The organism is bacterium (assembly GCA_018814885.1).
Taxonomy (GTDB): domain Bacteria; phylum Krumholzibacteriota; class Krumholzibacteriia; order LZORAL124-64-63; family LZORAL124-64-63; genus JAHIYU01.
The window spans coordinates 18,697-43,757 of record JAHIYU010000040.1; the positions used below are offsets into that span (position 1 = coordinate 18,697).

A 25,061-nucleotide genomic window follows, 5' to 3' on the forward strand; every position below is an offset into this window, starting at 1 on the left:
TAGCCGGATGACTCGCTCCCCTGTCCGGTAGACACCGGGACACGCCGGCTGCCTCGGGGTCCTGGTGAGTCCTACCTCACGAACCCATCATCCACATCATCTCGCCCCATCATCCTCAGCCGCCGCAGCATGTCGCGCACGTCGCGGATCCCGCCGATGCCCATCCACACGGTGACGAACACCGCCAGGCCGGCCTGGATCATCACGTAGACTCTCCAGAAGCCCTCCCACCACGCGTCGTCGACCGGGTTGGCCAGGTTGTGGACCGTGCCGATCACGAAGAAGGCGAACCAGCCCAGGGTCCAGACGTAGGTCGCCAGGTAGATCGTGCGGTCGCCGCGGGAAAACTCCTTGCCCATGCCGAGCATGCGCCAGCCGCGGGCGGGCGCGGGCAACTCGCGCTCGTGGTCGTCCCGCACCTGCCACTTGCCGCGGTGCAGCAGCCGGTCCAGGTCTGGCGGCTCCTGCCGGCTCAGCAGCGAACCGACCACGTAGGCCAGGAACGCCCCGCCCATGCTGATGGCCGTCATCACCTGCCCGTTGATCGGGAAGTCGTCGGTGACCTGCTGCAGCACGATGCCCGACACGGCGATGCCAGAACCGATGACCAGCGCCGCCCAGGCGCCCGCCGCCGTCCCGCGCCGCCAATAGAGTCCGCCGATGATCACCGCGCCCGCGCCGCCGGTGAAGATCGCGCCAGTGATGGCGAAGAACATGAAGATGTAGTCGGTCTGGGTGAAAAGCAGCGAGAACAGGAGGATGAACGCCGCCACGCCCGCGATGGACAGGCGCAGCAGCCGCAGGTGCAGCCGCGGCGACAGGGGCGTCCGGCGGAAGGGCATCACCACGTCCTGGATGAAGATGCTGCCCCACGAGTGCAGGTACGCCTGGTGGGTGGAGACGAAGGCCATGAGCATCACGGCGGCGAAGGCGCCCAGCAGGCCCGGCGGCAGCAGTCGCACCAGCACCAGGGGGATGCGCAGCTGGCTGGCGATGGCGTCGGTCTCGGCGCCGGCCAGCCCGGTCTCGACCGCGGCGCGCAGCCCGGCGAAGTCGACATTGTGCATCACCGTGTAGGCGACGATCGGCACGAACATCAGCGCCAGGTTCTGGGGGAAGCCGCGCCACATGCTCAGGGCCGAGCCCATCTTGGCCTCGTGGGCGTCGCGGGCCGAGGCGTTGTAGCCCTGGGTGCCCTGCCACGAGAGCGGTCCGTAGACCACGATCGCCACGCCGATCAGGAAGAACCAGAAGTTGAAATCCTCCACGTGGCCGGTCTTGAAGGGGTTGATGAGGCTGGCGTCCTGGGGCGCCGCGCCCAGCGACGCGTAGATCTGGTCCCACGACACCTGCGTCATCAGATACAGCACCAGCCACAGAAAGACCGCGTTCACGAAAAGACCCTGGAGGAAGTTGGTGATGATCACCACCACCTGGCCGCCCACGTAGACGAAGAAGAGCGACAGGCCGACCAGCAGCGCCATCGTCACAGCGTAGGTGGGCAGGCCGAACACCGTGTCGGGCAGGCCGCAGTAGTGGATGAAGAAGCGCGCGCCCACCGACGGGAAGATGCCGAAGTTGATGATGCCGCTGATCCAGGCCAGCAGCCCCGCGAAGATGCGGAAGCGGCGCGAGTAGCGCCGCTCGAAGAACTCGGCCAGGGTCAGGCAGCGCGTCTCGCGGAAGCGGTACACCACCCAGCCCGACACCGCGATCACCATCACCACCACACTCATGGTCAGGCCCCACCACGACATGGAGAAGCCCGCCACGTAGTTCATCTCGAGGTTGGCGACGATGGTGATGGCACCCAGGCCGGCCAGGCCCGTCGAGACCGTCAGCACGTAGCGCCCGGCCGTGCGTCCTGCGGCCAGGAAGTCGGCCACGCCGCGCATGGTGCCGCGGCTGAACCACAGGCCGGAGAGCATCACCGCCAGGGCGGCGACGACGAAGCACCAGTCGAGGAGGGTCATGGTCATCGGGGACGCTCCGCGTCGTCGGTCCACCACAGCCTGCCGGTCTGGTCGATCGCGAGGGCGCCGCGGCCGGTCACGCGTGTCGTGGCCGAGAACGAATCGGCCGCGGCGGATATGTGCGGCGGCCACGCGAACCAGCTCGTATCCAGCGCGACGCGGTCCAGATCCAGCTTCAGGCGGAAGGGCGTGAACGCACCCTTTGCGGCGTGATGGTCGCGCTGGGCGTAGTAGACCTGCCGCAGCGCCCAGCCGGCGCGTTCGACGCGGTCGGGCACCACGCGTTCGGAGTCCGCGGCGATGCTCAGGTCCTCGAACTCCATGATGCCCCACATTTCGGGATAGTGCATGTCGATCAGACCCTGGGGCGACCACACCCAGTTGTCCTCGGGCAGGTCCAGCTTGCGGTAGCCGTCGGGTCCGGCCTCGACCGCCCACTGCACCCGCGAGAAGTTCAGGCGCCAGCGGTCGCCGTCCCTCGGGGGACACGGGACGCCGGCCCGCTCGGCCAGCGCGGCCCAGGGAATGGCGATCTCCACGGTCCAACCGGCATCCAGGTCGCCGGGACGGTTCAGGGTGCCCCGGACCGCGACGGCCGTGCACAGGCCGGCGATGTCCCAAGCGTGCACCGCCGGGCCGCCGTCGCGGTAGGGCCGCTCCAGGAAGAGGTCCCAGACGGTGTTCAGGGCGTTGATCTCCAGCTCGAAGTAGTCGTGGGTGTCGCCGTCGGGGTCGATGAAGACCTCGAAGTCGTTGTCGTGGTAGATGATCGCGTCGTGCTCGACGAGCGTGGCCCAGACGTGGGGCTCCTGCAGCTCGGCGCCGATGTACAGCGCCTCGTCGTCCCACAGCATGCGGAAGCGTGTACCCAGGTGTGGGGCGGGACACAGATCGCCCTGGATGTCCACGAACGGTTCCGACCAGCGGTCGTTCCAGGCCAGCTCGTCCATCACGCCGTCGATGCGCACCTCGAGGTTGGTGCGCAGGCAGAGGTAGCCGCGCGGCGCGAAGGCGATCTGCGGGCGCGGCAGGGGAGCGGCGGCGGCGAGGCCGGTCGTGCAGATGACGAGGACTAGGGCGAGCAACGGGGCGGCGAGACGCATGTCGATCCTTTCCGTCCGGAGTGCTCCGGCAGGACTGGGTGTCTCGGGCATGATATCTGTGATAGGATCCGTCACCAAGGAACAAACCGGAACGACAGCGATCCGTTCCTCACCCGACATGCCGACCGGGAGTTCGCCCGCCGTTGACAGCGAAGCGCAGAGCAGACAAGTGCCGTCCATCGAAACCACCGGCACACGGCAGCCGCCGCGGCGACTTCGCCGGCCAGGCCCTGCTGATCCCGCTCGTGCTGTCCGCGCTGGCCCTGCGCGCCGTCCTGGCCCTGGGGAACCGGTTTCCCAGCGTGGACGGCGTGTTCTACATGGACCAGGCCCGCCGTTTGCTGACCGGGGGCGAGCTGATCTTCAGCACCTTTCCCCCGGGCTGGCCCCTGCTGTTCACGGGCCCGCTGTTTCTGCTCGGGGTGGACGATCCGATCGCCCCCCTGCGCGCGGCCCAGCTCGTCAACGTCGTCCTGGGGACCGCGTTCGGGGGATTGGTCTGGAGTGTCCTGCGTCCCGAGGCCGGCCGCTGGATCGCGACCGCGGGGGCCGCCGTGGCCCTTTTCCTGCCCCGGCTCATCATGGCCTCCACGGGCGACATGTCCGACGTGACCTACGCCTGCGTCATCGCGGTCTGCTGGTTGCTTGACCACAGGGGGGCGTCGCTCGCGACCGGGCTGCTGCTCGGCTACGCCTACCTGATCCGGCCCGAGGCGCTGTTGATCGCCGCCGGTCTCGCGGTCCTGCATCTCGTCGAGGAGCGCCGCGTTCCCTGGCGCCTGCTGCTGGGCTTCGCCGTCCTGTCGCTGCCGTATGTCCTGTTCATCCACGCGGAGACGGGACGGTGGAGCCTGTCCAGCAAGGCCGTCGTCCTGGACAGGACGCTGCGCGAGCATCCGGGCGCGGCATACCAGTCGATGATCCTCGACAACCTGCGGCTCCATCTGTTCAACCTCGTCCGTCTGCTGGGCCTGCCGCTCGTCGCGTTGGCCCTGACCGGCGCCGTGACGCGCCCCGGGCGCTGGTTGCTCTACCTCGTCCCGGGTCTCTTGCCCCCGCTGTTCAGCATCGCCATGGTGCCCCGTTTCTGGCTCCCGATGGTGCCTTTCGTCCTGCTGGGCGCCGTGCTGGGGGGGCGGTGGTTGCTGAGCCGCCTCTTCGCCCGCCGCCGGAGCCTCGGCGCGGCCGCGCTCGCCGCCCTGGCCGCGACGGGCGTGCTCGTCGCCAGCCTGGACGACATCCCGGAGATCGGTCGCGTGCATGAAGAATACGCGGGCTTGCGGGACGCCGGGCTCATGCTACGCATGCACGTCGGTCCCGACACGCAGATCGCCGCGTACAAACCGTACGCGAGCTTCTGGGCAGGCTGTCGCCATCTCAGGGTCCCAGCCGACATGAAGGCCGGTGATGTCGTCGCCTATTGCAGGGAAAAGGGAGCGGACTATCTGGTCGTCAACGTCTATATCGCCCTGCATTTTCGTCCGGGGCTGCTCGACCTGCTGGAGTCTCCGCTGCCGGCGGATCTCCGCTCCGAGGTGACCCTGGTCAAGGTGTTCAAGTATCCGCATCGCGACGGGGACAACACGGCCGTCTATCGCATCGAACCGCGTCCCTGAATCGTGAAGGCCCGCGAAACGTCCCGAGCCGGAAGGTCCACATGATCTCTCGACGCGATTTTCTCAAGACGGCCGCCGCGGGTTCCGCCGTTCTCGGTACCGCGGCCCTGGGCCTCGAACCGGATCCGTCCGGCGTGGAGCGGCCGCCCGCCGACGGACCGCTCGTGGTCTCCACCTGGGAGTTCGGCGCCGTGGCCAACGAGGCCGCCTGGACGAAGCTCCTGGACGGTGCGCCGGCCCTCGACGCCGTGATCGCCGGCGTGGCCGTGGCCGAGGCCGATCCCGCGAACCATTACGTCGGCCTGGGCGGCTATCCCGACCGCGACGGCAACGTGACTCTCGACGCCAGCGTCATGGACCACCGCGGCGACGCCGGCGCGGTGGCCGGCCTGCGCGACGTGGTCCACGCGGCGGCGGTGGCCCGCGCGGTCATGGAGCGCACGCCCCACGTGATGCTGGTCGGGGAGGGGGCGCGACGTTTCGCCCTGGACGAGGGTTTCCCGCGGCAGGACCTGCTGACGCCCGAGGCTGAGGCCGCCTGGCGCAAGTGGCTGGACGAGGACGGGACTCACCGACCGCGGATCAACGCCGAATCCCACGACACCATCGGCATGCTCGCAATCGACGCGCGCGGCGACCTGTCGGGCGCCTGCACCACCAGCGGCCTGAAGTGGAAGATGCGGGGGCGCGTCGGCGACTCGCCCATCATCGGCGCCGCGCTGTACGTGGACGACCGGATCGGCGCGGCCTGCGCCACGGGCCTGGGCGAGGCCGTCATCAAGACCTGCGGCTCGTTCCTGGTGGTGGAGAACATGCGGCGTGGGATGGGGCCGCCCGAGGCCTGCCGCGATGCCCTGCAGAGGATCGCCGACACGAATCCCGACGCCGCCGACATCCAGGTGGGGTACATCGCGATGACCCGCGACGGGCGCGTAGGCGGTTGCGCGCTGCAGGCGGGGTTCAGCTTCGCGGTGCGCGGCGCGGACGGGGGCCGGACGGTCGTCGCACCGAGCTTTTTCTAGCTTCGCAGCTGCTCGCCGATGGGCAGCTCGCGAATGCGAAGTCCCGTGGCGGCGAAGACGGCGTTGCACACTGCCGGCGCCGTCGGCGGCATGACCGGCTCGCCCACGCCCCCCATCTCGCCGTCGCTGTCGAGGATGTGGGTTTCCACGACCGGCATCTCGTGCATGCGCAGCGGTTCGTAGTCGTCGAAGTTGCCCTGGGCGATGCGGCCGCGGTCGAGCGTGATGCGCTCGCGCAGGGCGATGCTCAGTCCCATGGCCACGCCCCCCTCCATCTGGGCGCGCACCGCGTTCGGATTGACCGCCGTGCCGCAGTCGATGACGCTGACCACCCGGTGCACCCGCAGCAGGCCGCCGTCCACCGAGACCTCGGCCACCTGCGCCGCGAAGCTGCCGAAGCAGGCGTGGCAGGCGAAGCCCAGCGCGCGTCCCGAACGTGACGGGCGCGGCCAGCCCGACCGCGCGGCCGTCTCTGTGACGACGCGGCGCAGGCGGGAGTCGGCGGGCAGGACGTCCAACCGGAACTCCACCGGGTCGCGGCCGGCGGCGGCCGCCAACTCGTCCAGGAAGCACTCGTTGGCCAACGCGTTCTGGCAGTCGTAGACCGAGCGCAGCCAGCCCAGCGGCACCGTGCCGGGCACGGGCACGTGCGCGGCGCGGAAGTTCTCCGGTCTGTACTGCGTGTCGGCCACGCCGCGCAGGGCGCCCTCGTCGGCGCCGCCCCGGGTCGCGCCCGGGTAGTGCTGCTCCACGATCGACGGCGTGACGATCTTGTGCGACCAGGCGATAAGGCGCCCGTCCGCGTCGAGGCCGGCCGCCTGGCGGTGGATGCTCGCGGGACGGTAGAACTCGTGGCGCATCTCGTCCTCGCGCGACCAGACCACCTGCACCGGCGCGCCGATCTCCCGCGAGACGCGCGCGCCCTCGACGATGTAGTCGGTCATCAGGCGGCGCCCGAAGGCGCTGCCCGCGTAGGTGGACTTCATGCGCACGTTGGCGAAGGGCAGGCCGAGGGCGCGGGAGACGTCGCGCGCCACCCAGACCGGCGCCTGGGTGGGGCCTTCCACGTCGCAGACGCCGTCGTGGGCGTGGACCACGCAGCTCGATGGCTCCATGACGGCGTGCGCGACCATGGGCAGCCGGTACTCGGCGCGCATCACCCGGGCCGCGGTGGCGAGGCCCGCCTCGACGTCGCCGTCGTCGCGCGTGACGAAGCCGGGCTGTTCCGCCCGTTCCTCCAGGCGTTGCCAGAAGATCGCCTCGTCGAGCTCGGGATCGTCCCCGCCCCGCCAGTCGACGCGCAGCGCGTCGCGCCCGCGCAAGGCGCTCCAGGTGTTCTCGGCCACCACGGCCACGCGATCCTCCAGGCGGACGATCCGCCGCACGCCGGGCACGGCGAGCGCGGGGGCGTCGTCCACCTCGCCCACCTCGCCGCCGGACCAGGGACAACGGGCGAAGGCGGCCCTGAGCAGACCGGGGCGGGCCAGGTCGGAGCCGAACACGGCCCGGCCCGTGACCTTGTCGGGAACGTCGCGTCGGGGAGCCTCGCGACCGACGATGCTGTACTGCGCCTCGTCCTTGAGCGCCGGCTCCGCGGGGACGGGCAGCTGCGAGGCCTCGGCGACCAGTTCCCCGTAGGCCAGACGGCGACCGGTGGCCGCCTGCACCACCGCGCCTTCCGTGGCGCGGCAGTCGGCGGGTGCGGCGCCCAATCGGGCCGCACCGGCGGTGACGAGCATCTCCCGCGCGGCGGCGGCCGCCCGGCGCAGGGGCAGCCAGCTCTCGCGCATGCTGCTGCTGCCGCCGGTGACGTTATTGCCGTACTTGCTCTCCCAGATCGGCACCTCCACGTCGACCGCGTCGGTGGCCACGCAGAGCTCCTCCGCCACCACCATGGCCAGCGAGGTCATCGCCCCCTGCCCGAGCTCGTTCCAGGTGAACTGCATGGTCACGCGGCCGTCCGCTCCCACGGCCACGAGCACGTTCGGTTCCAGCGCATCCCCGCCCGCGGCGATGACGCCGCGCCACGGCACCGCGGCGCCGAGGACCAGCGCGCCCGTGGCCAGGGAGGTATCGCGCAGGAAGCGGCGTCGGCTCAGGTTCACCGGTCCGTTCATGGCTTGCTCCTCTCCGCCGCCAGGTGCACGGCTGCGCGGATGCGCTGGTAGGTGCCGCAGCGGCAGATCATGTCCGACATCGACCGGTCGATATCCTCGTCGGTGGGCTCGGGCGCCGCACGCAGCAGTGACACGGCCTGCAGGATGTGTCCCGGCTGGCAGAAGCCGCATTGCGGGACCTCCCGCTCGATCCAGGCCTGCTGTACCGGGTGGCTGCCGTCGGGGGAGAGCCCCTCGATCGTCGTCACCTCGGCGTCGCCGACGTCGGCCGGCGTCAAGGCGCACGAACGCACGGCCTCGTTGCCCAGCAGCACGGTGCAGGCGCCGCATTCGGCGATGCCGCAGCCGTACTTGACGCCGTGCAGGCCGAGCTCGTCGCGCAGGACCCACAGCAGGGGCGTGTCCGGTTCCACGTCCACCGTGTGGACGCGTCCGTTCACCCTGAGCGCGTATGTCGCCATCTCTCACTCCTCGGTCGTGGTGGCGGAACGGACGTATCGGTCGAACCATTCCAGCGTTTCCCGCGCGAGCAGGATCTGGTTGTCGGTGCGGCGCACGCCGTGGCCCTCCTCGGCGAAGCGCAGCAGGCGCGAGGGCACGCCCCGGGCCTGCAGCGCCGAGAACCAGCTCTCCGCCTGGCCGACGAGGCAGCGGTAGTCGCGCAGGCCGTGGCTGATCAGCGTCGGCGTGGTCACGGAGCCGGCGTGGTGCAGGGGTGAAGCGTCGCGGTAATAGTCGCGCGCCTGCTCTTCCCAGGGCCGCCCGCCGCAGGACCATTCGGGGGGCCACTTCTCGTCGGTGGTGCCCCAGAAGGAGGCCAGGTCGCTGAGCATCCGGTCCATGCTCGCCGCCTTGAAGCGGTCCGTCTGCGTGGTCAGCCAGGCGGCCATGTAGCCGCCGTAGCTGCCGCCGGTCACGGCCAGCCGCTGGGGATCGGCCCAGCCGCCGGCCACGGCCCAGTCCACGCAGCCCAGCAGGTCCCGGGCCGGGGCGCCCTGCCAGTCGCCCCGCACGGCGCGCCGGAACTCGGCGCCGTAGCCGCTGCTGCCGGTGGGGTTGGCGATCAGCACCGCGTAGCCGGCCTCGGCCAGGATGTGGAAGTCGTGCTGCCACCAGCCGCCGTACATCCATTCGGGCCCGCCGTGGATGCTCAGCACCGTCGGCGCCCGATCGCCCCGCCGCCAGCCTTCGGGCAGGAAGTACCAGCCGTTGATGGTGCGTCCCTCCACCAGGGTGGCGAAGGGGTGGGGTTCGAAGAGCTTGACGTCGCCGTACCAGGCGGCGTTGGGATCGATGATCTTCTCGAGACGGCCGGTCCCGGTGCCGAGCAGCGACACCTCGTAGACGGCGCTCGGCGTGAGCATGTCCTGTCCGCCGAGGACCATGCGCCCGCCGCCGAAATCCACCTGCCAGAAGTCGTGTGCGGTGCGGGTCAGCGGCTGCGCGCGGCCGGCGGCGAAGATGTCGATGCAGCCGCGGTTGAAGGCCGCGAAGTAGAACTGTCCGTCCGCGTGCCAGAATTGCCAGATGAACTCGGAAAAGCCCACGGCCTTGCGGTCGAGGATGCGCGTGTCGCCGAGGGCGGGATCGATGATCGCGATGACGGCCTCGTCGACTTCGTACAGGGGCTCGTCGGTGCGCAGGTAGGCGATGCGCCCGTCGGGCAGCCAGATGGGGGACGTGTCCGCCGCGGGATTCGTGGTGAGCGCGCGCGGCTCGCCGCCGTCGCGCCCGACAACGAACAGGTCCTGGTTCAGGTTGCGGCCCATGTCCGCCCGGCGCTTGGCCGCGAAGACGAGCTCGCGCCCGGCGGGCGACCAGGAGAAGGCGTGCAGGTCGAGGGGCGCGTCCACGACGCGTCGCACGGACCCGGTCGCCAACTCGCAGACGTGGAGCTGGGACAGCCGGCCCTCGCGGTAGCCGCGGTTCAGGTGCCGGTAGCCCAGATCGTCCGCGACGATCACCCCGTCGTTGCCGCGATACACGCCCACGGGTGCGTCGCTGAGCCAGGCCACGTGTGTGCCGTCCGGCGACCACTGCAGCGCGCCGCCCAGCGCGGGGTGCGTACAGACCACGCGCCGCTGCGCGCCCGACACCACCAGCAGGGAAACGCCGTCGGCGCCGTGCTGCAGGCAGGCGAGGCGCCCGCCGTCGGGGGCGTACACGGCGCCGTCGATCTTCTCCTCGGCGCGGAAGAGCACGCGGTCTTCGCCGGTGGCCATCTCGCGCAGATGGATGTCCGTGCGTGGGGGACCGCCCGCGGGGTCCGGCGTCGTCAGGCTGTAGAGCAGCCGGTCGCCGTCGGGGGATAGATCGACCAGCCCGGCCCGCGAGATGGCGGCGAGATCCCCGGGAAGCAAGGCCGCGGCGGGACGAAAGCCCGCCGCGGCCAGTACGATCAGCAGGAACACTGGGAGAGAACGTCGGCTCATGTCGCGCCTTCCGTCATTTTATCGCGTAGCAGATGACCTCCATGGGCGCGGGCTCCTCGTCCCCGGAGAGCAACGGGCCCGCTCCCGGCGCCTGCAGGGAGACTAACCCGTCCATGAATCCCTTGACCAGCACCAACCTGTCCGCGCCAGCGAACATGATGCCGTCCTTGACGCCGTCGCCCTCGATGGGCAGCTGCACCTGCTTGACGAAGACGCCGTCCTGGTCGAAGACGTCGTACATCACGACCATGCCCTCGGGGGGATCGCGGAAGCCCCGGCTGCTCAGGACCCAGAGATTGCCGTCCTTGTCGAGCATCAGGCTGTTGATGTCCTCGTCGAGCTCCGAGACGGAACGCTCCACGGGGAAGGGGACGCGGCTGAGCTGGGCCTCGAGGATGCCGTCGACCAGCGCCTTCTCGTCATCGGTGCGCTGCCAGGGCTCGTACTCCCGCTCGATCACGCGCACCAGGGTGCCGGCGTCGTCGTAGACGTCGATCCGGTACTGCTCGCGGTACGCCGCGACGAAGACCCGGCCGTCCTCGGCCAGGATCCACTTGCGGAACTGGGGGAAGTACTGCTCGGCCTCGACGATGTTCAGGTGCGCGAACTCGTACTTCTTGGGGTCGTTGAGGAAGGACAGGTTCAGGGTGCCGTCCGCGTTGTAGCTGCGGATGAAGTGGTCGCGGATCTGGTATCCCTCCGTCTGGTTGATGGTGCTGTAGACGCCGCCGAGCACCAGGTGCCCGCCGGCGCTCTGCACGTCGCTCAGGGAAAGGAAGCCGCCCAGGGTAGGGTCGTCGCCGCCCGGCACGAAGGTCTCGGCGGGATTGTCCTCGAGATCCACGCAGATGATCTGGCCCGGGAAGGCCTGCACCAGGCCCAGGGTGCCGTCGGGCATCAGGAGCATGTCGATGGGGATGCGCACCTCGCCCGGTCCCTCCCCCTCGCGGCTCAACGTATGCGAGAACTCGCCGTCGGGCGTGAAGACGGAGACCTGCGAGAGCTGCGTGTCCAGCAGGTAGACGTTGCCCTCGTCGTCCGCCACCACGCGCGTGATCAGGCCGAAGATGTTCTCCTCGTCGTCCGCGCCGCCGACGCGCCAGAGCTCCTCCAGCTGCAGGGATTCCACGCCGTCCCGCGGTTCGGCGCCGTTGCGCACGTGGACCACGCCGTCGATCGTGGCCTCTTCGGCCGCGAGCGACGGGGGCGCGGCGAGCGCACAGAGGATTGCGCACAACAGTGAAGATCGCTTGCTCATGCTCGTCTCCTTGTATGGGAATGGTTGCGGTGTCGTAGTACGGTGCTCCGTCGCGATGGTTGCTCCTCGGCGGGGAGATGTCAATTGAACACGCCCGCGCAACCCCCGGGACCGTGGATGCGTATGCTCCATGTTCAGCGCGAACCCACTCCGTATCCGATGACGAGAGGCGAGATCATGAATTTCTGCACAGGTCGTGCGCTGGTCGCATCGTCGATCTTGACGCTCCTGGCCGCGGCCGCGGCCGCCGGCGAGTTCACCGAGAGGTACGACCTGAACGCGCACGAGTTGCGGGTCGTCAACCTGATCGGCAGGATCGTCCTCGAACCCGCCGACGGCGACCGCTTCGCGGTGGAAGTCCGCGTGCGGGGCGACGACGCCTCGCGCGAACACATCGAGATAGAGGTCGACGAGGGGCGCGAAGCGTTGGTGCGCGTGGTCTTCCCGGTCGGCCGGGAGCGCCGCTACGTCTATCCGCCGCTCGGCCGCGGCAAGTCCACCATCACCTTCGACAACGACGGCGACGCCGCGAGCAGCTGGTTCGGCAAGGTCGTCAGGGGGTTCAAGGGCGACAAGATCACCGTGGCCGGCCGCGGCAAGGGCCTCGAGGTCTGGGCCGACGTGACGGTCCGCGTGCCGCGCGACCGCGCGGCCGACGTGCGCCTCGGCGTGGGCGAGATAGAGGCCGAGGGGGTCGCCGGCGACCTGGTGCTGGACATCAACAGCGGGCCGGTGTCCGCCAGGCGGATCCGCGGCTCAGTGCTCGGCGATACGGGCAGCGGCAGCGTCGATTTTTCGGACATCGAGGGCAACGTCGACGCCGACACCGGCAGCGGCGGCGTGACCATCGCCCGCTGCCGCGGCGACCGCATCCACGCCGATACGGGCAGCGGCTCCGTGCACGTCGAGGACGTCGAGTGCGGCAAGCTGCACATCGATACGGGCAGCGGCGGCGTTACGGCGGCGCGCGTCAAGACCGACGCCGCCCACATCGACACCGGCAGCGGCAGGGTCAAGCTCCAGCTGCTGCGCATGGGCCGCGGCAAGTTCATCGTCGACACCGGCAGCGGCGGCATCGACCTGGTCCTGCCGCGGGGCGCGTCGGCCGAGGTGACGGCCGACACGGGCAGCGGCGGCATCACCGTGGACCTGCCCGGCGTGGAGACCGGCCGCAAGAAGCGCGACGAGCTGCGCTTCACCATCGGCGACGGCGACGCGCGCGTGATCCTCGACACCGGCAGCGGCGGCATCCGTATCAGCATGAAGTGAGAGGGCGGCGTCGTTGTGCCGGTCACCAACCGGTCATCACGGTCGGGGCCGGCTTCATCGCGGGTGATCGCGGCCGCCGTGGGCCATGATCTCGTTCTCGAGGCGTTCGAGGATCACGGGGTCGTCGGCGAAGCCGAACAGGCGGCGCGCGCCGCGGCCGAGGGCGAGGATCTGCGTCGTGTATTCGCGGCAGTGCTTGCACATCATGAGGTGGAACCTCATCTCGAGGCGCCGCGGCCACGAGAGCTCCTCGATCTCTCCCGTGGCGACGATATGGGTTACCTGTTTGCAATTCAACACGTTCGGTCACCAGCTCGGTTGGAGGCGCTCGAGACATTCCCGCAAAGCGTTGCGTGCCCGGTAGAGCAGCACTCCCAGATTGGTGCGCGTGACGTCCAGGGTCTTACAGATTTCTTCGCTGTTCATGCCCTCGACCTCCTTCAGGACGAAGGCCAGGCGCTGATTTTCGGGCAGGGGCTCCATGCAGCCCTCGATGTAACGTGAGATCTCGCTGTCGTAGGTGTCGCGGTCCGCTGCCAGCGGTGGACGGGCCCACATGCCGCGCGTGTCGAAACGGCTCTCGACGACCTCGTCGATGTCCTCGCCCCGCTCCTCCTTCTGCGCCGCGCGCCGCATCTCCGACACCTTCCGGTAGAAGATGCCGAACACCCAGGTGCGCACGTGCGAGCGCCCCTCGAAACGCCCCGCGCTCTCGATGAAGGTCTTGAAGGTCTCCTGCGCGACGTCCTCCGCCCGCTCCCGGTTCAGGCCGGCGCCGCGGGCGGCGCGCAGGATGTGCGGGAGATAGGCGTGCACCACGGCCCGGATCGCCTCGCCGTCGCGCGCGCGGATCCTGGCCGCGAAGCCCGGATCGTCGAAGGCTGCCGGTCCTGGTGGTCGGGACATCTCACCCCCTTGTGGAGTATCCAGCAACCGGGCGCGCCGCCGCCGCCCATGCCGGCGTCGAGGGAAGGCGCGCTGCAACAGGGACCCACGATACACGACGAAGCCGGACCTGGAAAGAGGAGAGGGGAGAGGACTATGGATGCGACGAACGCCGGGCACGGCCCGCTCGGCGTCCGGTGCAGAACTCCCCGTCGTGAAACGCGCCCCCGACCAGGAGCCCGTTCTCCTCTGGCAAACTATGTTGTGCCTCGCTCCGATACCCCGTATCCTTGTTGTTCACTTTCGTCATGGCTGGAGGTCGCGTCATGCGCCGGATCGTGTTCTGCTCGTTGTCGTTCATCCTCTTGACTTCGGCCGCCTACGCCGATGGCTGCTTCGTCTGGCGCAGCGAGGACGTGGACATCCGCGAGCCCCGGCAAAAGGCGCTGATCGTCTTCGCTGAGGGTGTCGAGGAGCTGGTCCTGGCCGTGCAGTGCGAGGGGGCTGTCGAGGACTTCGCCTGGCTGGTGCCCCTGCCGTCCGCACCGGAGGTGCGGGTGGTGGAGCTCGAGACCTTCGAGATGCTCAGGCAGGCCACGCGGCTGGCGGACATGGGCCGGTCGTCCCGGTTCGACTTCGCCCGGAGCGCCGAGTCCGGTGACGACGTCAACGTGCTGGACAGAAGGACGGTCGGCATCTACGACATCGCCGTCCTGGAGGGCGGCGCCGGCGGAGGGCTCGTCGCCTGGCTCGCCGAGCAAGGTTTTCGCATCCCGGCCCACGCGACCCCGGTCATCGATAGCTATCTCGACAGGGACTGGGTCTTCGCCGCCATGCGCATCTCCCCGACCGCCGTGAGCGAGGGCGCGCCCCTGGTGGAGAGCCTGGCTGACGGCACGATCCAGCCCGTGATGTTCCGTTTCGCCTGCGACGAGCCCGTCTACCCCCTGCAGATCAGCTCGATCATGCAGCGTCAAGCCGAGGTCCTGCTCTACGTCGTGGCCGAGGACGCCCTGGTGTGTAGCAACACCGAGGCTGTCGACTGGGAGGTCGGCGTCTTCGGGCGGATGGATGCCGACAGGTTCATGATTCCAGACTATCTGGCGCATTACGAGGGGACGAACGTCCTCCGCGACACTACCAGCTACATGACCGAGACCGCCACGCGATACTTCACCGAACGCGACGGCGCGGCTCTCACCAGGCTGAGGGCCACCTTCGCGCCGGATCAGATGATGGACCTCGTCTTCGGCTCCTATCCGGCGATCGAAGAGCTGGCGTCGGATGATCTCGCCCGGCGCATCCAGGCGGCGACCTACCTGGGTGTCCGTCCGTCCCGGGATGCCGTGGCTCCCTTGATGGAGATGATGTGGCGGTCCAATGCGAATCTGATCGACCAGGAGGATGCCCTTCAATTCTATTGGGAGATCGGCTATTACCCCGATCAGGATGTCGTTTCCGCCCTGTGGGCCCTGGGGCGGATCGGTGCCGGCGAGGCGGAGATCGAGGTGACCCGGTGGGCGCAGGGGGACAATCCCAGGTGCGCCCTGGAGGCGTTGGACACGCTGAGGGAGATCGCACCTCAGACCGCCACGGAGATCTGCCTGGAGATCCTGTCGGGCGCCAGGACGCATCTCGTCGATTGCGAGGAAGAAAAGGCGATGATCGCATGGTCGCGGGATTGGCTGATCGCCCACGGCGGTCCCGACGCGACACCAGTCCTCGGTGGCATCGTGAAGGACCGGTACACGCCGTCGGCGTGGGATGACTACGATCCCATGGACCCCGACCCCGGCGTCTGCGCCCTGCTGGCCGCCGCGGCCTGCGGCGACGAGACGGCGCAGGCCGAGTTGTCGGGCAGCATGAAGCGGGCCGCGTTAGGCCTCGGCGCGCCGGACGCGGGTGATCCCGGCCGCCGGGGAAGTACGATCGGCAATTACCCCGCGGACATGGTGCTGGGCGTCGCGATCCTCCACTCCAGATACGGCGCCCGGGGTGCGCCGCTGCGGGCCGTGCAGGAGCATCTTGCGGGCAGGCCCGCCGTGAGGGATTCGCTGCTGCGCCGGGTTGCCCACGATCCCGAGCTGGGTTCCCCGGCGGATGGCCGGCGGGCCGTCTTGCTGTCCAAGGTGGAAACGCTGGACGACCGGGACGTCGACCTGCTGAACGAGATCTGGGATCACGCTCTCGCGCAGCCCAGGTTCATGAGGATGGTATTCAGGGGATCCCACGCGGCGAGCGACACGGTGACCTACAACGTGGATGCCGTCGCGGCGGCCTATGCCCTGGGCACGCATGGCCGCGTGGCGGAACTGCTCGCTTGCTGGCGCGACGTGAGCTGGGACGACGTCGACATGAAAGGCGAGCTGGCGCTGGCCCTCGGCCTGACCGGCGATCCGGCGGGCGCCCCCGCCGTGCTCGAGTACATCCGCACCGTCTGGAATCGCAACGTCGCGGCGCCGTCGCTGGTCTCGGTCCTGGGCAGCATGCCCCCGCCGCCGTACGACTGGCCGCTCGGCGCGTCGCCGGATCTGCGCTATCGGGTCAAGCGGATCACGGGCTTCATCGTCGAGCACGCTTGGGACGAGGTCCCCGCCCTGGTCGAGGACGAGAGCCTGGATCCCCTGCTCCGGACCTTCTGGGCCCTCGATCCGCTGAGCTGGTGGGAAAGCCCCACGGCCCGTTACGTCGAATCGCTGCGGGAGCTGCGTCCCCTGGTCGGTGTGGCGTTGATGCAGAAACGGATCGACTGGAAGATCGAACAGGCCCTGAAGACCCTGTCGCTCCTCGCGGCGCAGTAGAAGAGCGTCGGCGACGCCGCGCGGAGCCCCGACCGCTTGCCCGATTCCATCGGGGCATGGCTGTCCCGGTTTGGACCGGGTGGATTCACCCGCGCGCCGGCGGCTCCGCCTCCCTGCTTCGGGAATCATGATCCACGCCCGATCCCGCCGAGGAGAACCCATGAAGACGACGACCCTGTGCCTCGTGTCGGCCATGCTGCTGATGGGCGGCTGCGGCGAGGAGATCCGCGAGGGGACCGTGGTGCTGCGCGAGGACCTCGAGGGCGCCGAGGCCGTGCTGGGCCTGACGATGACCGACAGTGAGGCCGAGCTGATGCTGGCCGACCTGGCCGAGCAGCGCGACGCCTATCGCGAGCTGCGCGCGGACTCGCCGGCCAACCAGGTGGCTCCCGCGCTGATCTTCGACCCGCGCCCCCTCGGTTTCGCACTCGATATGTCCGACCGCCCTCCGCGGTGGAGCGGGCCGGGCCCGGCCGTGCGCCCCGACGATCTGGAAGAGCTGGCCTTCGCCACCGTCGGCGAGCTGTCGGCCCTGCTGCGGGCGCGACGCGTCACCTCCCTGGAGCTGACGGAAATGTGCCTGTCGCGGCTCCAGCGGTACGGCCCCGAACTGGAATGCGTCGTCTCGCTGACGCCTGAGATCGCCCGCGCCCAGGCCCGCCGCGCCGACGCCGAGCTAGCCGCCGGTCGCTGGCGCGGGCCGCTGCACGGCGTGCCCTACGGCGTGAAGGACCTGCTGGCCGTCGGCGGCACGCGGACCACCTGGGGCGCCGCTCCCTACCGCGACCAGGTGATCGACGACACGGCGACCGTGGTGCGCAGGTTGGAGGATGCCGGCGCGGTGCTGGTCGCCAAGCTCGCCCTGGGCGCCCTGGCCTGGGGCGACGTCTGGTACGGCGGCACCACGCGCAACCCCTGGAACCTCGAACAGGGCAGCAGCGGCTCGTCGGCGGGACCGGGCGCGGCCGTCTCGGCGGGACTGGTGCCCTTCGCCATCGGGACCGAGACCTGGGGCAGCATCGTCTCGCCCTCGACCCGCTGCGGCGTCACCGGCCTGCGCCCCACCTTCGGGCGCGTGAGCCGCGCCGGCGCCATGGCCCTGAGCTGGTCCATGGACAAGATCGGACCCATGGCCCGCTGCGTGGAGGACTGCGCCCTGGTCTTCGACGTGATCCGCGGCGTCGACGGCCGCGACCCGACGCTGATCGATGCGCCGTTCCCCTACGACCCGGACATCGATCTCGCTAGTCTGCGCATCGGCTACCTTGCCGACGATTTCGCGGGGGAGTACGAAGGCCGCGACCTGGACCTGGCCGCGCTGGACGTCCTGCGCGAGCTGGGCGCCGAGCTGATCCCCGTCGCGCTCCCCGGGCGCGACGCCCTGCCCCTGTCGATCATCCTGAGCACCGAGGCCGCGGCCGCCTTCGAGGAGCTGACCCTGAGCGGCCGCGACGACGAGCTGGTGCGCCAGGTGCGCCACGCCTGGTCCAACGTCTTCCGCGCGGCGCGCTTCATCCCCGCGGTGGAGTATGTCCAGGCCAACCGCCTGCGCTCGCTGCTGATCGAGGAGATGGACGATCTCTTCGACGGGATCGACCTCTACGTGGGGCCGTCGTTCGAGGGCCAGGGCCTGCTGATAACCAACCTGACCGGGCATCCCTGCGTCGTCGTGCCCGACGGCTTCCTGGCGGAGAACCAGCCCCATTCGTTCTGCTTCACGGGAGGGCTCTTCGACGAGGCGACGATGCTGGCGGTGGCCAAGGCCTGGCAGGACGCGGCGGGGTGGACGCGCGCGCACCCGCCGCGGTACGTTCCGCGCTAGCCCGGCCTTGACTCCCGCGGGGCCGTACTTGACGTTTGCGGGGTGCGGACCGGCGTCACCGACGTCGATACTTCCACGCCACGGTTTCTGTAGAAAGGGAACGAGATGACGGTCGTCCTGAACGGCACCGGCCTGACCATCGACAAGCTGGAGAGAATCGCGCGCCACGGGGAGCGGGTGGAGCTGCACCCCGACGCCCTCGCGCGCATCAAGGTCTGCCGCGCCATGCTCGAGGAGAAGATCGAGGCCCGCGAGACCATGTACGGCGTCAACACCGGCATCGGCGAGCTCTGCGAGGTGATCCTGGACGACGATCAGGTCGAGGAATTCCAGAAGTACCTCATCTACAACCACGCCGCCGGCATCGGCGATCCCGCGCCCCTGGAGTACGTGCGCGCGGCCATGGCCGGCCGGACCAACGTCCACGCCCACGGCAACTCGGGCTGTCGTCCGGAGATCACGCTCACCCTGATCGAGATGCTCAACAAGGGCGTCACCCCCTACGTCTGCCAGAAGGGGTCGGTGGGCGCCTGCGGCGACCTCGCGCCCATGAGCCAGGTCGCCCTGCTGATGATGGGCGAGGGCAAGGCCTACCACCGGGGCGAACTGTTGCCCGGCCAGGAGGCGCTGGCGCGCGCGGGGATCCCCGTGCCCGGGCTGCGGGCGCGCGACGGCCTGGCGGTCATCAACGGCAGCAACCTGCTGACGGCCATGAGCGCCCTGCACCTGTATGACACCGACCGCCTGCTCAAGCAGGCGGAGATCGCCTGCGCCATGACCCTAGAGTCCCTGCTCGCCAACCTCAAGCCCTACACCGCGAAGATCCACGAAAAAAGAGGTTTCGCCGGCGCGATCAGGAGCGCCGCCGCCATCCGCAAGTGCATCGAGGGCAGCGATCTGCAGACCGGCAAGATGAAGACCAAGGTGCAGGACGCCTATTCCATGCGTTCCAGCCCGCAGGTCATAGGCGCGGCCCACGACGCGGTGCGCTGGGCGCGCGAGCAGGTGGAGACCGAGCTGAACGGCGTGGGCGACAATCCCATCTTCCTGCCCGAGGACGGGGTGGCGCTGACCGGCGCCAACTTCCAGGGCTCGCCGGTCTCGCTGCCCATGGACATGGTGGGCGTGGCGTTGACCATGGTCTGCGTGCTCAGCGAGCGGCGCCTGAACCGTCTGCTGCACCCCGCCCTGAGCGTGGGCCTGCCGGCGTTCCTGACCAAGGGCGCTGGCATGTTCAGCGGCATGATGTTGAGCCAGTACACGGCCGACTCGCTGATCGTGGAGCAGCGGATCCTCTCGGCCCCGGCGTCGATCCAGTCGATCCCCGCCGCCGCCGACCAGGAGGACTTCGTATCCATGGGCATGAACACCGCCATCAAGAACGCCCAGATCATCGACAACGCCTGCGGCATCCTGGGCATCGAGTTCATGGCCGCCGCCCAGGCCCTCGACTTCCGCGACTTCGATAAGGGACGGGGCGTGACCGTGGCCCGCGACGAGGTGCGCAAGCGTGTCGCGTTCCTGGACGTGGACCGTCCCCTGCACACGGATCACACCGCCATGAAGGCGCTGGTGGGTTCGTGGGACATCCTCGAGGCGGTGGAAACGGCGGTGGGTAGTCTGGGTTGAGGCCGTGCCGCGCGCCGAAACACCAGAGGCCGCCCTTCAAGGGGGCGGCCTCCGCATTTGCGGCCGCCGGGGGAACGGAACGACCGCGATTGGGCCGGCCGGATGTGGGGGCGAGCGTCCGCGGTCCGCTCGCCGTCCGGCCGGGTGAGTTGCCCGGAGTTCGTTCCGGGCCGCCCCGCACGTCAGTGCAGGGCCGTTAAGAAGCGCCCCCAGCGCGGGCGCCAGTGGCGGTCGCGGTCCACCGACGCGAGGATCGCGGTGACGTGTCCGGTGACATTCTCGACCGGCACGAAGCCGAAGAAACGCGAATCGAAGCTGTGGTCGCGGTTGTCGCCGGAGACGAAGACGTGTCCTGCGGGTACGGTCACGGGGCCGAAGTCCCGGGCGATGGGCTGCTCGAGCGACATCATCACCTCGTGCGACATGTCCGCCACCGTTTCCGTCAGGTAGAGGTGTTCGCCTGCGAACTCGGGCGGCAGAGGCCAGGCCGGGGGGGCGCCCGGCTCGTAGGTGGCCGGTTCACCGTTGATCAGCAGCACGCCGCCGCGCATGGCGACCACGTCGCCGGCTTCGGCGACGATCCGCTTGACCAGGCGCGTGCCGTCGTGAGGGGAATCCAGGACGATGATCTCGCCCCGCGCCGGATCGTCCCAGCGCGCCAGCTCCCAGTCGCTGAAAGGCACCTTGATCCCGTAGGCGAGCTTGTTGCAGAAGATGCGCTCGCCCTCGTAGATGGTCGGCTGCATCGACCCGGTCGGCACGTCGTACCAGTCGGCGACGGCCGAACGGAACGTCAGCACTGTCAGCACCACCGCCAGGGTCGGCCACCATCCGCGCCACCAGCCGGCCAATCTCGTGCCGAACCGCATGATTCACCTCTGCTTTCAGGCCCCGCGCCGGAGCAGGATCACCTCGAGGGGGTCGTCCTCCTCCAGGTCTGCCGTGTCGTCGTCGTCGGCCTCGTCGAAACCGGCGGTCATGGCGTCCGAGGCGGCCGTCAGGCCGCGCACCAGCACGAAGCGGCCGTCGCCGAGGGCCAGCAGGCCGTCCTCGTCCGCGTCGCCGTCGGCGACGAGATCGACCTGCTTGACGAAGCGGCCGTCGGGGTCGAAGACGTCGTAGCGCCTGAACACGCCGTCGTGCTTGCCGCTGTGGCCGTCGGCCACCCAGAGCAGGCCGTCCCGGTCGACGAACATGCTGAAGACGCAAGGCTCGTGGTCCAGGACCTCGCGCTCCATCTGCAGGCGGCCGTTCGGGGTCATGATGACCAGTTCGGATCCCACTTCGTCCTTCTCGTCCTGGGTGCGCTCGCGGGGGGTGTACTCGCGTTCGATGATGCGCTCCAGTTCGCCGGCGGGGGAGTAGACGTAGACGGCGTAGGTGTCGCGCTCGGGGGCGGCGTAGATCCGTCCGTCCGGTCCTATGGTCCAGCGGCGCATCACGAAGTACTCCTGGGCCTCGTTGTAGACGGGGCGGTTGAAGTCGCGGTTCTTCTCCTTGCTCAGCAGGAGCCGCGTCTCCCGGCCGTCCAGGTCGCAGATCGACAGGTAGCGCGTCTCGTTCATGCCGGCGTCGGAGCGGGCCAGCTTGGCCCCGCAGAGCACGAGACGGTCGCCCGCGCATTCGGCGCCGAAGACGATGCTGAAGCCGCCCTCGGTGGCTTCGCCGGGCGATATCGAGGGGGCGGGAGTGCCGTCCTGCTCGAGCGCGATGATCTTGCCGGGGAAGCCGGCCACGACGCCGATCCGGTCCCGGGGCAGGGAGACCAGGTCGCTGGCCTGTCTGAACTCGCCGGGGCCGTCGCCGTCGCGGCCGATGGCGCGCAGGCGCTCGCCGTCCGAATCGTAGACGTAGATCCGGGAGAGTTGCATGTCCAGCAGCATGACGTTGCCTTCGCCGTCGAGCTTGGCGTCGGTGATGACGCCGAAGAAGATGTCGTCGTCCTCGCCGCCGGCGCGCCAGGTCTCGGCGAGGTTCCAGGTCTCGACGCCGCCGGGCGCGGTGGCCGCGTTGCGGATGCGGGGCGCCTCGCCGGGTGCGGCGGCGGCGACGGAGGCCACGACGCACGCTGCGGGCAGCAGGCCCAGGAATCTCATGGGAAAGGTCCTTCGCTCGGGGGTGAAATCCGGGTCCTCGATGCCAGGTCGGAATTGTCGGACACCGAAGGTATACGTTTTTGTGCGGAAAGTGGTTCCCTGGCGTCCGAGAACATGCGCGAGGCCCCGATCCGACCGGACCGGGGCCTCGCGGGCGAACGCCCCGACCGGATCCGATAGGTGATCCGCGGATCCAACACGTCGGCTGCGGCGACCCGTTTCTGGACCGTGACGGCGGGAGGGGACTAGCGGGCGAGCTTCTTCTCGTTGTTCACTTCCTCCAACTTGACGGCCAAGTTCTCCGCCTTGCGGGTGCATAGCTCCTTGACCGTGTCCACGCCTGCGCTCTTGAGCAGCTCGGAGAACTGGGGGCGATGCCGGAGATGCGCATGAAGCGGCCATGTTATGTGTCGAAATAGTAAGCTCTCTCATTTCCCAGCCTCAATGCCCACCCCGACCGGTGCAAGTAAGCCGTGCGGAGTGCCGCCTGCTTGCTTACCTATTGAAGGCGTTGTTGTGGCTCTCAGTTATTCTTGGGTTTTTACCCGACAAGCCAAGTGCGATGAGCATTCCAACTCCAATGCCGATGAGCATCGTAATTGCCAGAAGAGCGGTCCGTGGCATCGTTAGCGTTGCAAAGAGAAACTTGGTCTCTACCGGCTGTGTGTTCTGTAAGACGATGACGAGTACGACTGGAACCGACACCAGCGCTGCGATCAGCTTCACTCTTGCCATTTCACCCCCCCCGTTTTCCGTTGCATCTTCTATCCGACCCCTCCCTGGCTCAACCGGCACGCAGGGCTGGCTCAGCTTGTGCACCAGCGAAAAGATGCGGTACGGAGCCGATCGGGGCGTCCAGCATTCGGCTGGCGGGCGCGGTTACAGCTTCCAGGGCGAGCGCATTCAGCGCCCCCAAGATCACCGGCACCAGGATCAGGGCGCAGATCACCGTGCCGATCACCTTGGCGAAGGGTGTTTCGCCGAGAGCCGAGGCCAGACCGACGCGCTCCGACAGACGATCGACGCCGACCGCGGACAGCAGGCCGCTGGCGACGCGCTGGACGATGCGGGCCGCGAACCAGCCCACGGCCAGCATCACGGCCGCGGCCAGCAGGTTGGGCAGAAAACCGACCAGTGACGAGACCATGCCCTCAACCGGCGACAGCATCCCGGCCGGTCCGAAGGCGCCGTGAATCGCCGGCAGGAACAACAACGGGATCAGCCAGTAGGCCGTTTCGGCCGGGGTCCGGGCCAGCGTGGGCTCGGATACCGTTACGTCGACGTCTGCGGCGCCACTCCTCAGCCGGCGACCGATCTCCATCCCCGTCAACAGATTTGCCAGCAACGACTTGACGATGTCGGCCGAGACCAGAACCAGGTTGTCCCGGGCGGCTCCCCTGTCGGTCACTTGGAGTCATTCATGATTCGCATTGTTGCACGTCCGTCGTCCTTGCCATGGGGGCGCATGCGGACATAGTATAGGAGCATGATGGGGTCCACGAGGATGTGCTTCTTCGGTCGCAGGACAACTATCGGGCTCGCCGTGGTCTTGATGATGAGCCTGGAGACGCTGGAGTATGCCCACATCCGGCATCATTTGCTGGAAGCCGAGGCCCATACAGCCGACGACAGAAATCATCAGCACGACGATCATGCCTGCGCGATCTTCCACGAGGGGCTGCTGACCGAGATCCCCTTCGCGCTTCCAGAGCCCTCGGTCCCGGTCGTTCCGGTCGTTTCACCCGAAGCTCCCGCCCGGCCCTGCGGATCTCTCCCCTTGCTGCCGCCCTCCCGGGCGCCCCCCGTCGCTTCCTGATTCCCGTGAATACCGACAAACCACTGTGGGGACATCGCGCCTGCAACGCGCTTCGTCCCGGAATCAAGGAGCACTTATCATGCGGCATTTCATCGTCACCGTAGTCGGCGCCTGCGCAGCGGTCCTCGTTGCGACGGGGCCGGTCGGAACAGCGTTCGCCCAGGCCTCGAGCACGGCCACCGGTGTCTCGCGTCTCATGAATCCCGCCGTCAGCGCCAACGCCCTCTTCCTGGCCCAGTCGTCCTCGGACGACGACAGCTACGGGGAGAACAACATCGCGCTGCAGGAAGCCGAGATGCAGTTCAGCGCCGTGGTGGATCCCTTCTGGAAGGCCAATCTCATCGTCGCCTTCCACCCGCCACATCACGAGGAGGCCGCCGCCAAGGCGGAGGAGCACCACGCGGGCTTCGAGGTCCATCTCGAGGAAGCCTCCCTGACCAGCCGCTCCATGCCGGCCGGACTCGGCCTGCGGATCGGCAAGTTCTTCCTGCCCTTCGGTAAGCATGCCCCGTTGCATACTCACCAGTTCCCCTTCGTGCGCGCCCCGCTGCCGCTGCTGGCCTTCCTGGGCGATCACGGTCTGACGGATGTGGGGGCGGAGCTGTCCGCAACCGTTCCGGCCCCCTGGTATTCGGTGGCGAAGGTGTACGGGATCGACGGCGGCGTGGCGATCCTGGACGGGGAGGATCGCGACCTGGCGTACGGCGGGCGACTGATCAATCTCTGGGATGTCTCCGACAACGCCACCCTGGAACTGGGCCTGTCCGCCTTGACGGGACCGGCCGGACCCGGGATGCGCCAGCTGGTCTACGGTGCGGATCTCACATACAAGTGGTCCTCGGGATCCCTGAGCCACGGGCCGGCCGTCAACTGGATCAACGAGGTCGTCCTGCCGGATCCCGACGGCAAGGTCGGTAATCCCGTCGGCGCCTATTCCCTCGTCCAGTATCGCTTCGCGCGGAACTGGTGGCTGGGGTTGGGCGGAGGGAAGGTCGCGGACACCGCTCCGGTGGAAGGTTTCGAGTCGGTGAATCTCGACGCCGACGGCCTGGTCGACTACAGCGAGTTCAAGGCGAACGTCACCTTCACGCCCAGCGAGTTCAGCGACCTGCGGGCCGAGGTTTCCTACGCCGAGACGGATCAGGACGGTTACGAGGATCTGCGCTTCTCCATCCAGTGGAACTTCACCATCGGTGCCCATCCGGCGCATCTCTACTAGGAG

The 25,061-nt window shown here is 68.8% G+C and carries 21 protein-coding genes; 8 read left to right on the top strand and 13 right to left on the bottom strand.

The window, feature by feature from the left end; all coding sequences use genetic code 11:
• Positions 1–71: 71 nt before the first annotated feature.
• Complete coding sequence (locus KJ554_02315; protein ID MBU0741170.1) at positions 72–1,979, bottom strand: sodium:solute symporter; 1,908 nt, start codon at positions 1,977–1,979, stop codon at positions 72–74.
• Positions 1,976–3,076 carry a carbohydrate-binding family 9-like protein gene (locus KJ554_02320; GenBank protein ID MBU0741171.1) on the bottom strand — a complete coding sequence of 367 codons (1,101 nt, stop codon included), beginning with the start codon at positions 3,074–3,076 and terminating at the stop codon, positions 1,976–1,978. Before KJ554_02320 ends, KJ554_02315 begins: the two co-directional genes overlap by 4 nt.
• A gap of 143 nt (positions 3,077–3,219) precedes the next feature.
• Here KJ554_02320 and KJ554_02325 point away from each other — a divergent pair, with 143 nt between their 5' ends.
• Together KJ554_02325 and KJ554_02330 are read left to right on the top strand one after the other, a co-directional pair.
• Entirely contained in the window at positions 3,220–4,692 is a 1,473-nt protein-coding gene (locus tag KJ554_02325; GenBank protein ID MBU0741172.1) for a hypothetical protein, read from the top strand.
• A 41-nt stretch (positions 4,693–4,733) separates the two neighbouring features.
• Positions 4,734–5,714: an isoaspartyl peptidase/L-asparaginase gene (locus KJ554_02330; GenBank protein MBU0741173.1), complete on the top strand. Its 981-nt coding sequence runs from the start codon at positions 4,734–4,736 to the stop codon at positions 5,712–5,714.
• On the opposite strand, the gene KJ554_02335 is transcribed toward KJ554_02330, so the two are convergent.
• From KJ554_02335 to KJ554_02350, 4 genes are read right to left on the bottom strand one after another with little or no spacing between them, the layout of a single operon-like run.
• On the bottom strand, positions 5,711–7,831 hold the full coding sequence (locus KJ554_02335; GenBank protein ID MBU0741174.1) for a molybdopterin-dependent oxidoreductase: 2,121 nt from the start codon (positions 7,829–7,831) through the stop codon (positions 5,711–5,713). The genes KJ554_02330 and KJ554_02335 overlap by 4 nt on opposite strands.
• Positions 7,828–8,292 (bottom strand): (2Fe-2S)-binding protein, encoded by a 465-nt coding sequence (locus KJ554_02340; protein ID MBU0741175.1) that lies wholly within the window; start codon positions 8,290–8,292, stop codon positions 7,828–7,830. The genes KJ554_02335 and KJ554_02340 overlap by 4 nt, the downstream gene beginning before the upstream one ends.
• A gap of 3 nt (positions 8,293–8,295) precedes the next feature.
• On the bottom strand, positions 8,296–10,263 hold the full coding sequence (locus KJ554_02345; protein ID MBU0741176.1) for a S9 family peptidase: 1,968 nt from the start codon (positions 10,261–10,263) through the stop codon (positions 8,296–8,298).
• Positions 10,264–10,276: 13 nt separating this feature from the next.
• A complete protein-coding gene (locus KJ554_02350; GenBank protein ID MBU0741177.1) occupies positions 10,277–11,521 on the bottom strand; it encodes a hypothetical protein in 1,245 nt (414 codons plus the stop codon).
• 177 nt (positions 11,522–11,698) lie between these two features.
• Between KJ554_02350 and KJ554_02355 the strand changes: the two genes are divergently transcribed.
• Positions 11,699–12,790 (top strand): DUF4097 domain-containing protein, encoded by a 1,092-nt coding sequence (locus KJ554_02355; GenBank protein ID MBU0741178.1) that lies wholly within the window; start codon positions 11,699–11,701, stop codon positions 12,788–12,790.
• A 54-nt stretch (positions 12,791–12,844) separates the two neighbouring features.
• Here KJ554_02355 and KJ554_02360 read toward each other — a convergent pair whose 3' ends face one another.
• Together KJ554_02360 and KJ554_02365 are read right to left on the bottom strand one after the other, a co-directional pair.
• Positions 12,845–13,090, bottom strand: coding sequence for a hypothetical protein (locus tag KJ554_02360; GenBank protein ID MBU0741179.1), 246 nt, complete (start codon positions 13,088–13,090; stop codon positions 12,845–12,847).
• Positions 13,091–13,096: 6 nt separating this feature from the next.
• Positions 13,097–13,696 carry a sigma-70 family RNA polymerase sigma factor gene (locus KJ554_02365; protein ID MBU0741180.1) on the bottom strand — a complete coding sequence of 200 codons (600 nt, stop codon included), beginning with the start codon at positions 13,694–13,696 and terminating at the stop codon, positions 13,097–13,099.
• A gap of 305 nt (positions 13,697–14,001) precedes the next feature.
• On the opposite strand from KJ554_02365, the gene KJ554_02370 reads away from it, so the two are divergent.
• The 3 genes from KJ554_02370 to KJ554_02380 all read left to right on the top strand — a co-directional run bounded on the left by KJ554_02370 (position 14,002) and on the right by KJ554_02380 (position 19,927).
• Positions 14,002–16,476: a DUF2330 domain-containing protein gene (locus KJ554_02370; GenBank protein MBU0741181.1), complete on the top strand. Its 2,475-nt coding sequence runs from the start codon at positions 14,002–14,004 to the stop codon at positions 16,474–16,476.
• A 160-nt stretch (positions 16,477–16,636) separates the two neighbouring features.
• Entirely contained in the window at positions 16,637–18,298 is a 1,662-nt protein-coding gene (locus KJ554_02375; protein MBU0741182.1) for an amidase, read from the top strand.
• Positions 18,299–18,403: 105 nt separating this feature from the next.
• Entirely contained in the window at positions 18,404–19,927 is a 1,524-nt protein-coding gene (locus KJ554_02380) for an aromatic amino acid ammonia-lyase (GenBank protein MBU0741183.1), read from the top strand.
• Positions 19,928–20,109: 182 nt separating this feature from the next.
• Here KJ554_02380 and lepB read toward each other — a convergent pair whose 3' ends face one another.
• From lepB to KJ554_02405, 5 genes are all read right to left on the bottom strand, one after another.
• Positions 20,110–20,796: a signal peptidase I gene (lepB, locus tag KJ554_02385; GenBank protein ID MBU0741184.1), complete on the bottom strand. Its 687-nt coding sequence runs from the start codon at positions 20,794–20,796 to the stop codon at positions 20,110–20,112.
• Positions 20,797–20,811: 15 nt separating this feature from the next.
• Positions 20,812–22,023 carry a hypothetical protein gene (locus KJ554_02390; protein ID MBU0741185.1) on the bottom strand — a complete coding sequence of 404 codons (1,212 nt, stop codon included), beginning with the start codon at positions 22,021–22,023 and terminating at the stop codon, positions 20,812–20,814.
• 245 nt (positions 22,024–22,268) lie between these two features.
• The gene (locus KJ554_02395) at positions 22,269–22,430 is read right to left on the bottom strand and encodes a DUF4332 domain-containing protein (protein ID MBU0741186.1); all 162 of its coding nucleotides are present in this window, start codon (positions 22,428–22,430) and stop codon (positions 22,269–22,271) included.
• Between the two features lie 88 nt (positions 22,431–22,518).
• A complete protein-coding gene (locus KJ554_02400; protein ID MBU0741187.1) occupies positions 22,519–22,758 on the bottom strand; it encodes a LapA family protein in 240 nt (79 codons plus the stop codon).
• 49 nt (positions 22,759–22,807) lie between these two features.
• On the bottom strand, positions 22,808–23,431 hold the full coding sequence (locus KJ554_02405) for a hypothetical protein (GenBank protein MBU0741188.1): 624 nt from the start codon (positions 23,429–23,431) through the stop codon (positions 22,808–22,810).
• 78 nt (positions 23,432–23,509) lie between these two features.
• On the opposite strand from KJ554_02405, the gene KJ554_02410 reads away from it, so the two are divergent.
• Positions 23,510–23,839, top strand: a complete 330-nt coding sequence (locus KJ554_02410) for a hypothetical protein (protein MBU0741189.1) — start codon at positions 23,510–23,512, stop codon at positions 23,837–23,839.
• A 79-nt stretch (positions 23,840–23,918) separates the two neighbouring features.
• Positions 23,919–25,058, top strand: coding sequence for a hypothetical protein (locus KJ554_02415; protein MBU0741190.1), 1,140 nt, complete (start codon positions 23,919–23,921; stop codon positions 25,056–25,058).
• Positions 25,059–25,061 lie beyond the last annotated feature (3 nt).

Excerpts from the sequence above, each read along its gene's own strand:
- KJ554_02335 (MBU0741174.1), bottom strand. The coding sequence starts at position 7,831 with ATGAACGGACCGGTGAACCTGAGCCGACGCCGCTTCCTGCGCGATACC.
- KJ554_02345 (MBU0741176.1), bottom strand. The coding sequence starts at position 10,263 with ATGAGCCGACGTTCTCTCCCAGTGTTCCTGCTGATCGTACTGGCCGCG.
- KJ554_02370 (MBU0741181.1), top strand. The coding sequence starts at position 14,002 with ATGCGCCGGATCGTGTTCTGCTCGTTGTCGTTCATCCTCTTGACTTCG.
- KJ554_02380 (MBU0741183.1), top strand. The coding sequence starts at position 18,404 with ATGACGGTCGTCCTGAACGGCACCGGCCTGACCATCGACAAGCTGGAG.
- KJ554_02355 (MBU0741178.1), top strand. The coding sequence starts at position 11,699 with ATGAATTTCTGCACAGGTCGTGCGCTGGTCGCATCGTCGATCTTGACG.
- KJ554_02415 (MBU0741190.1), top strand. The coding sequence starts at position 23,919 with ATGCGGCATTTCATCGTCACCGTAGTCGGCGCCTGCGCAGCGGTCCTC.
- KJ554_02330 (MBU0741173.1), top strand. The coding sequence starts at position 4,734 with ATGATCTCTCGACGCGATTTTCTCAAGACGGCCGCCGCGGGTTCCGCC.
- KJ554_02390 (MBU0741185.1), bottom strand. The coding sequence starts at position 22,023 with ATGAGATTCCTGGGCCTGCTGCCCGCAGCGTGCGTCGTGGCCTCCGTC.
- KJ554_02320 (MBU0741171.1), bottom strand. The coding sequence starts at position 3,076 with ATGCGTCTCGCCGCCCCGTTGCTCGCCCTAGTCCTCGTCATCTGCACG.
- KJ554_02340 (MBU0741175.1), bottom strand. The coding sequence starts at position 8,292 with ATGGCGACATACGCGCTCAGGGTGAACGGACGCGTCCACACGGTGGAC.
- KJ554_02365 (MBU0741180.1), bottom strand. The coding sequence starts at position 13,696 with ATGTCCCGACCACCAGGACCGGCAGCCTTCGACGATCCGGGCTTCGCG.
- lepB (MBU0741184.1), bottom strand. The coding sequence starts at position 20,796 with ATGCGGTTCGGCACGAGATTGGCCGGCTGGTGGCGCGGATGGTGGCCG.
- KJ554_02400 (MBU0741187.1), bottom strand. The coding sequence starts at position 22,758 with ATGGCAAGAGTGAAGCTGATCGCAGCGCTGGTGTCGGTTCCAGTCGTA.
- KJ554_02350 (MBU0741177.1), bottom strand. The coding sequence starts at position 11,521 with ATGAGCAAGCGATCTTCACTGTTGTGCGCAATCCTCTGTGCGCTCGCC.
- KJ554_02375 (MBU0741182.1), top strand. The coding sequence starts at position 16,637 with ATGAAGACGACGACCCTGTGCCTCGTGTCGGCCATGCTGCTGATGGGC.
- KJ554_02315 (MBU0741170.1), bottom strand. The coding sequence starts at position 1,979 with ATGACCATGACCCTCCTCGACTGGTGCTTCGTCGTCGCCGCCCTGGCG.
- KJ554_02410 (MBU0741189.1), top strand. The coding sequence starts at position 23,510 with ATGATGGGGTCCACGAGGATGTGCTTCTTCGGTCGCAGGACAACTATC.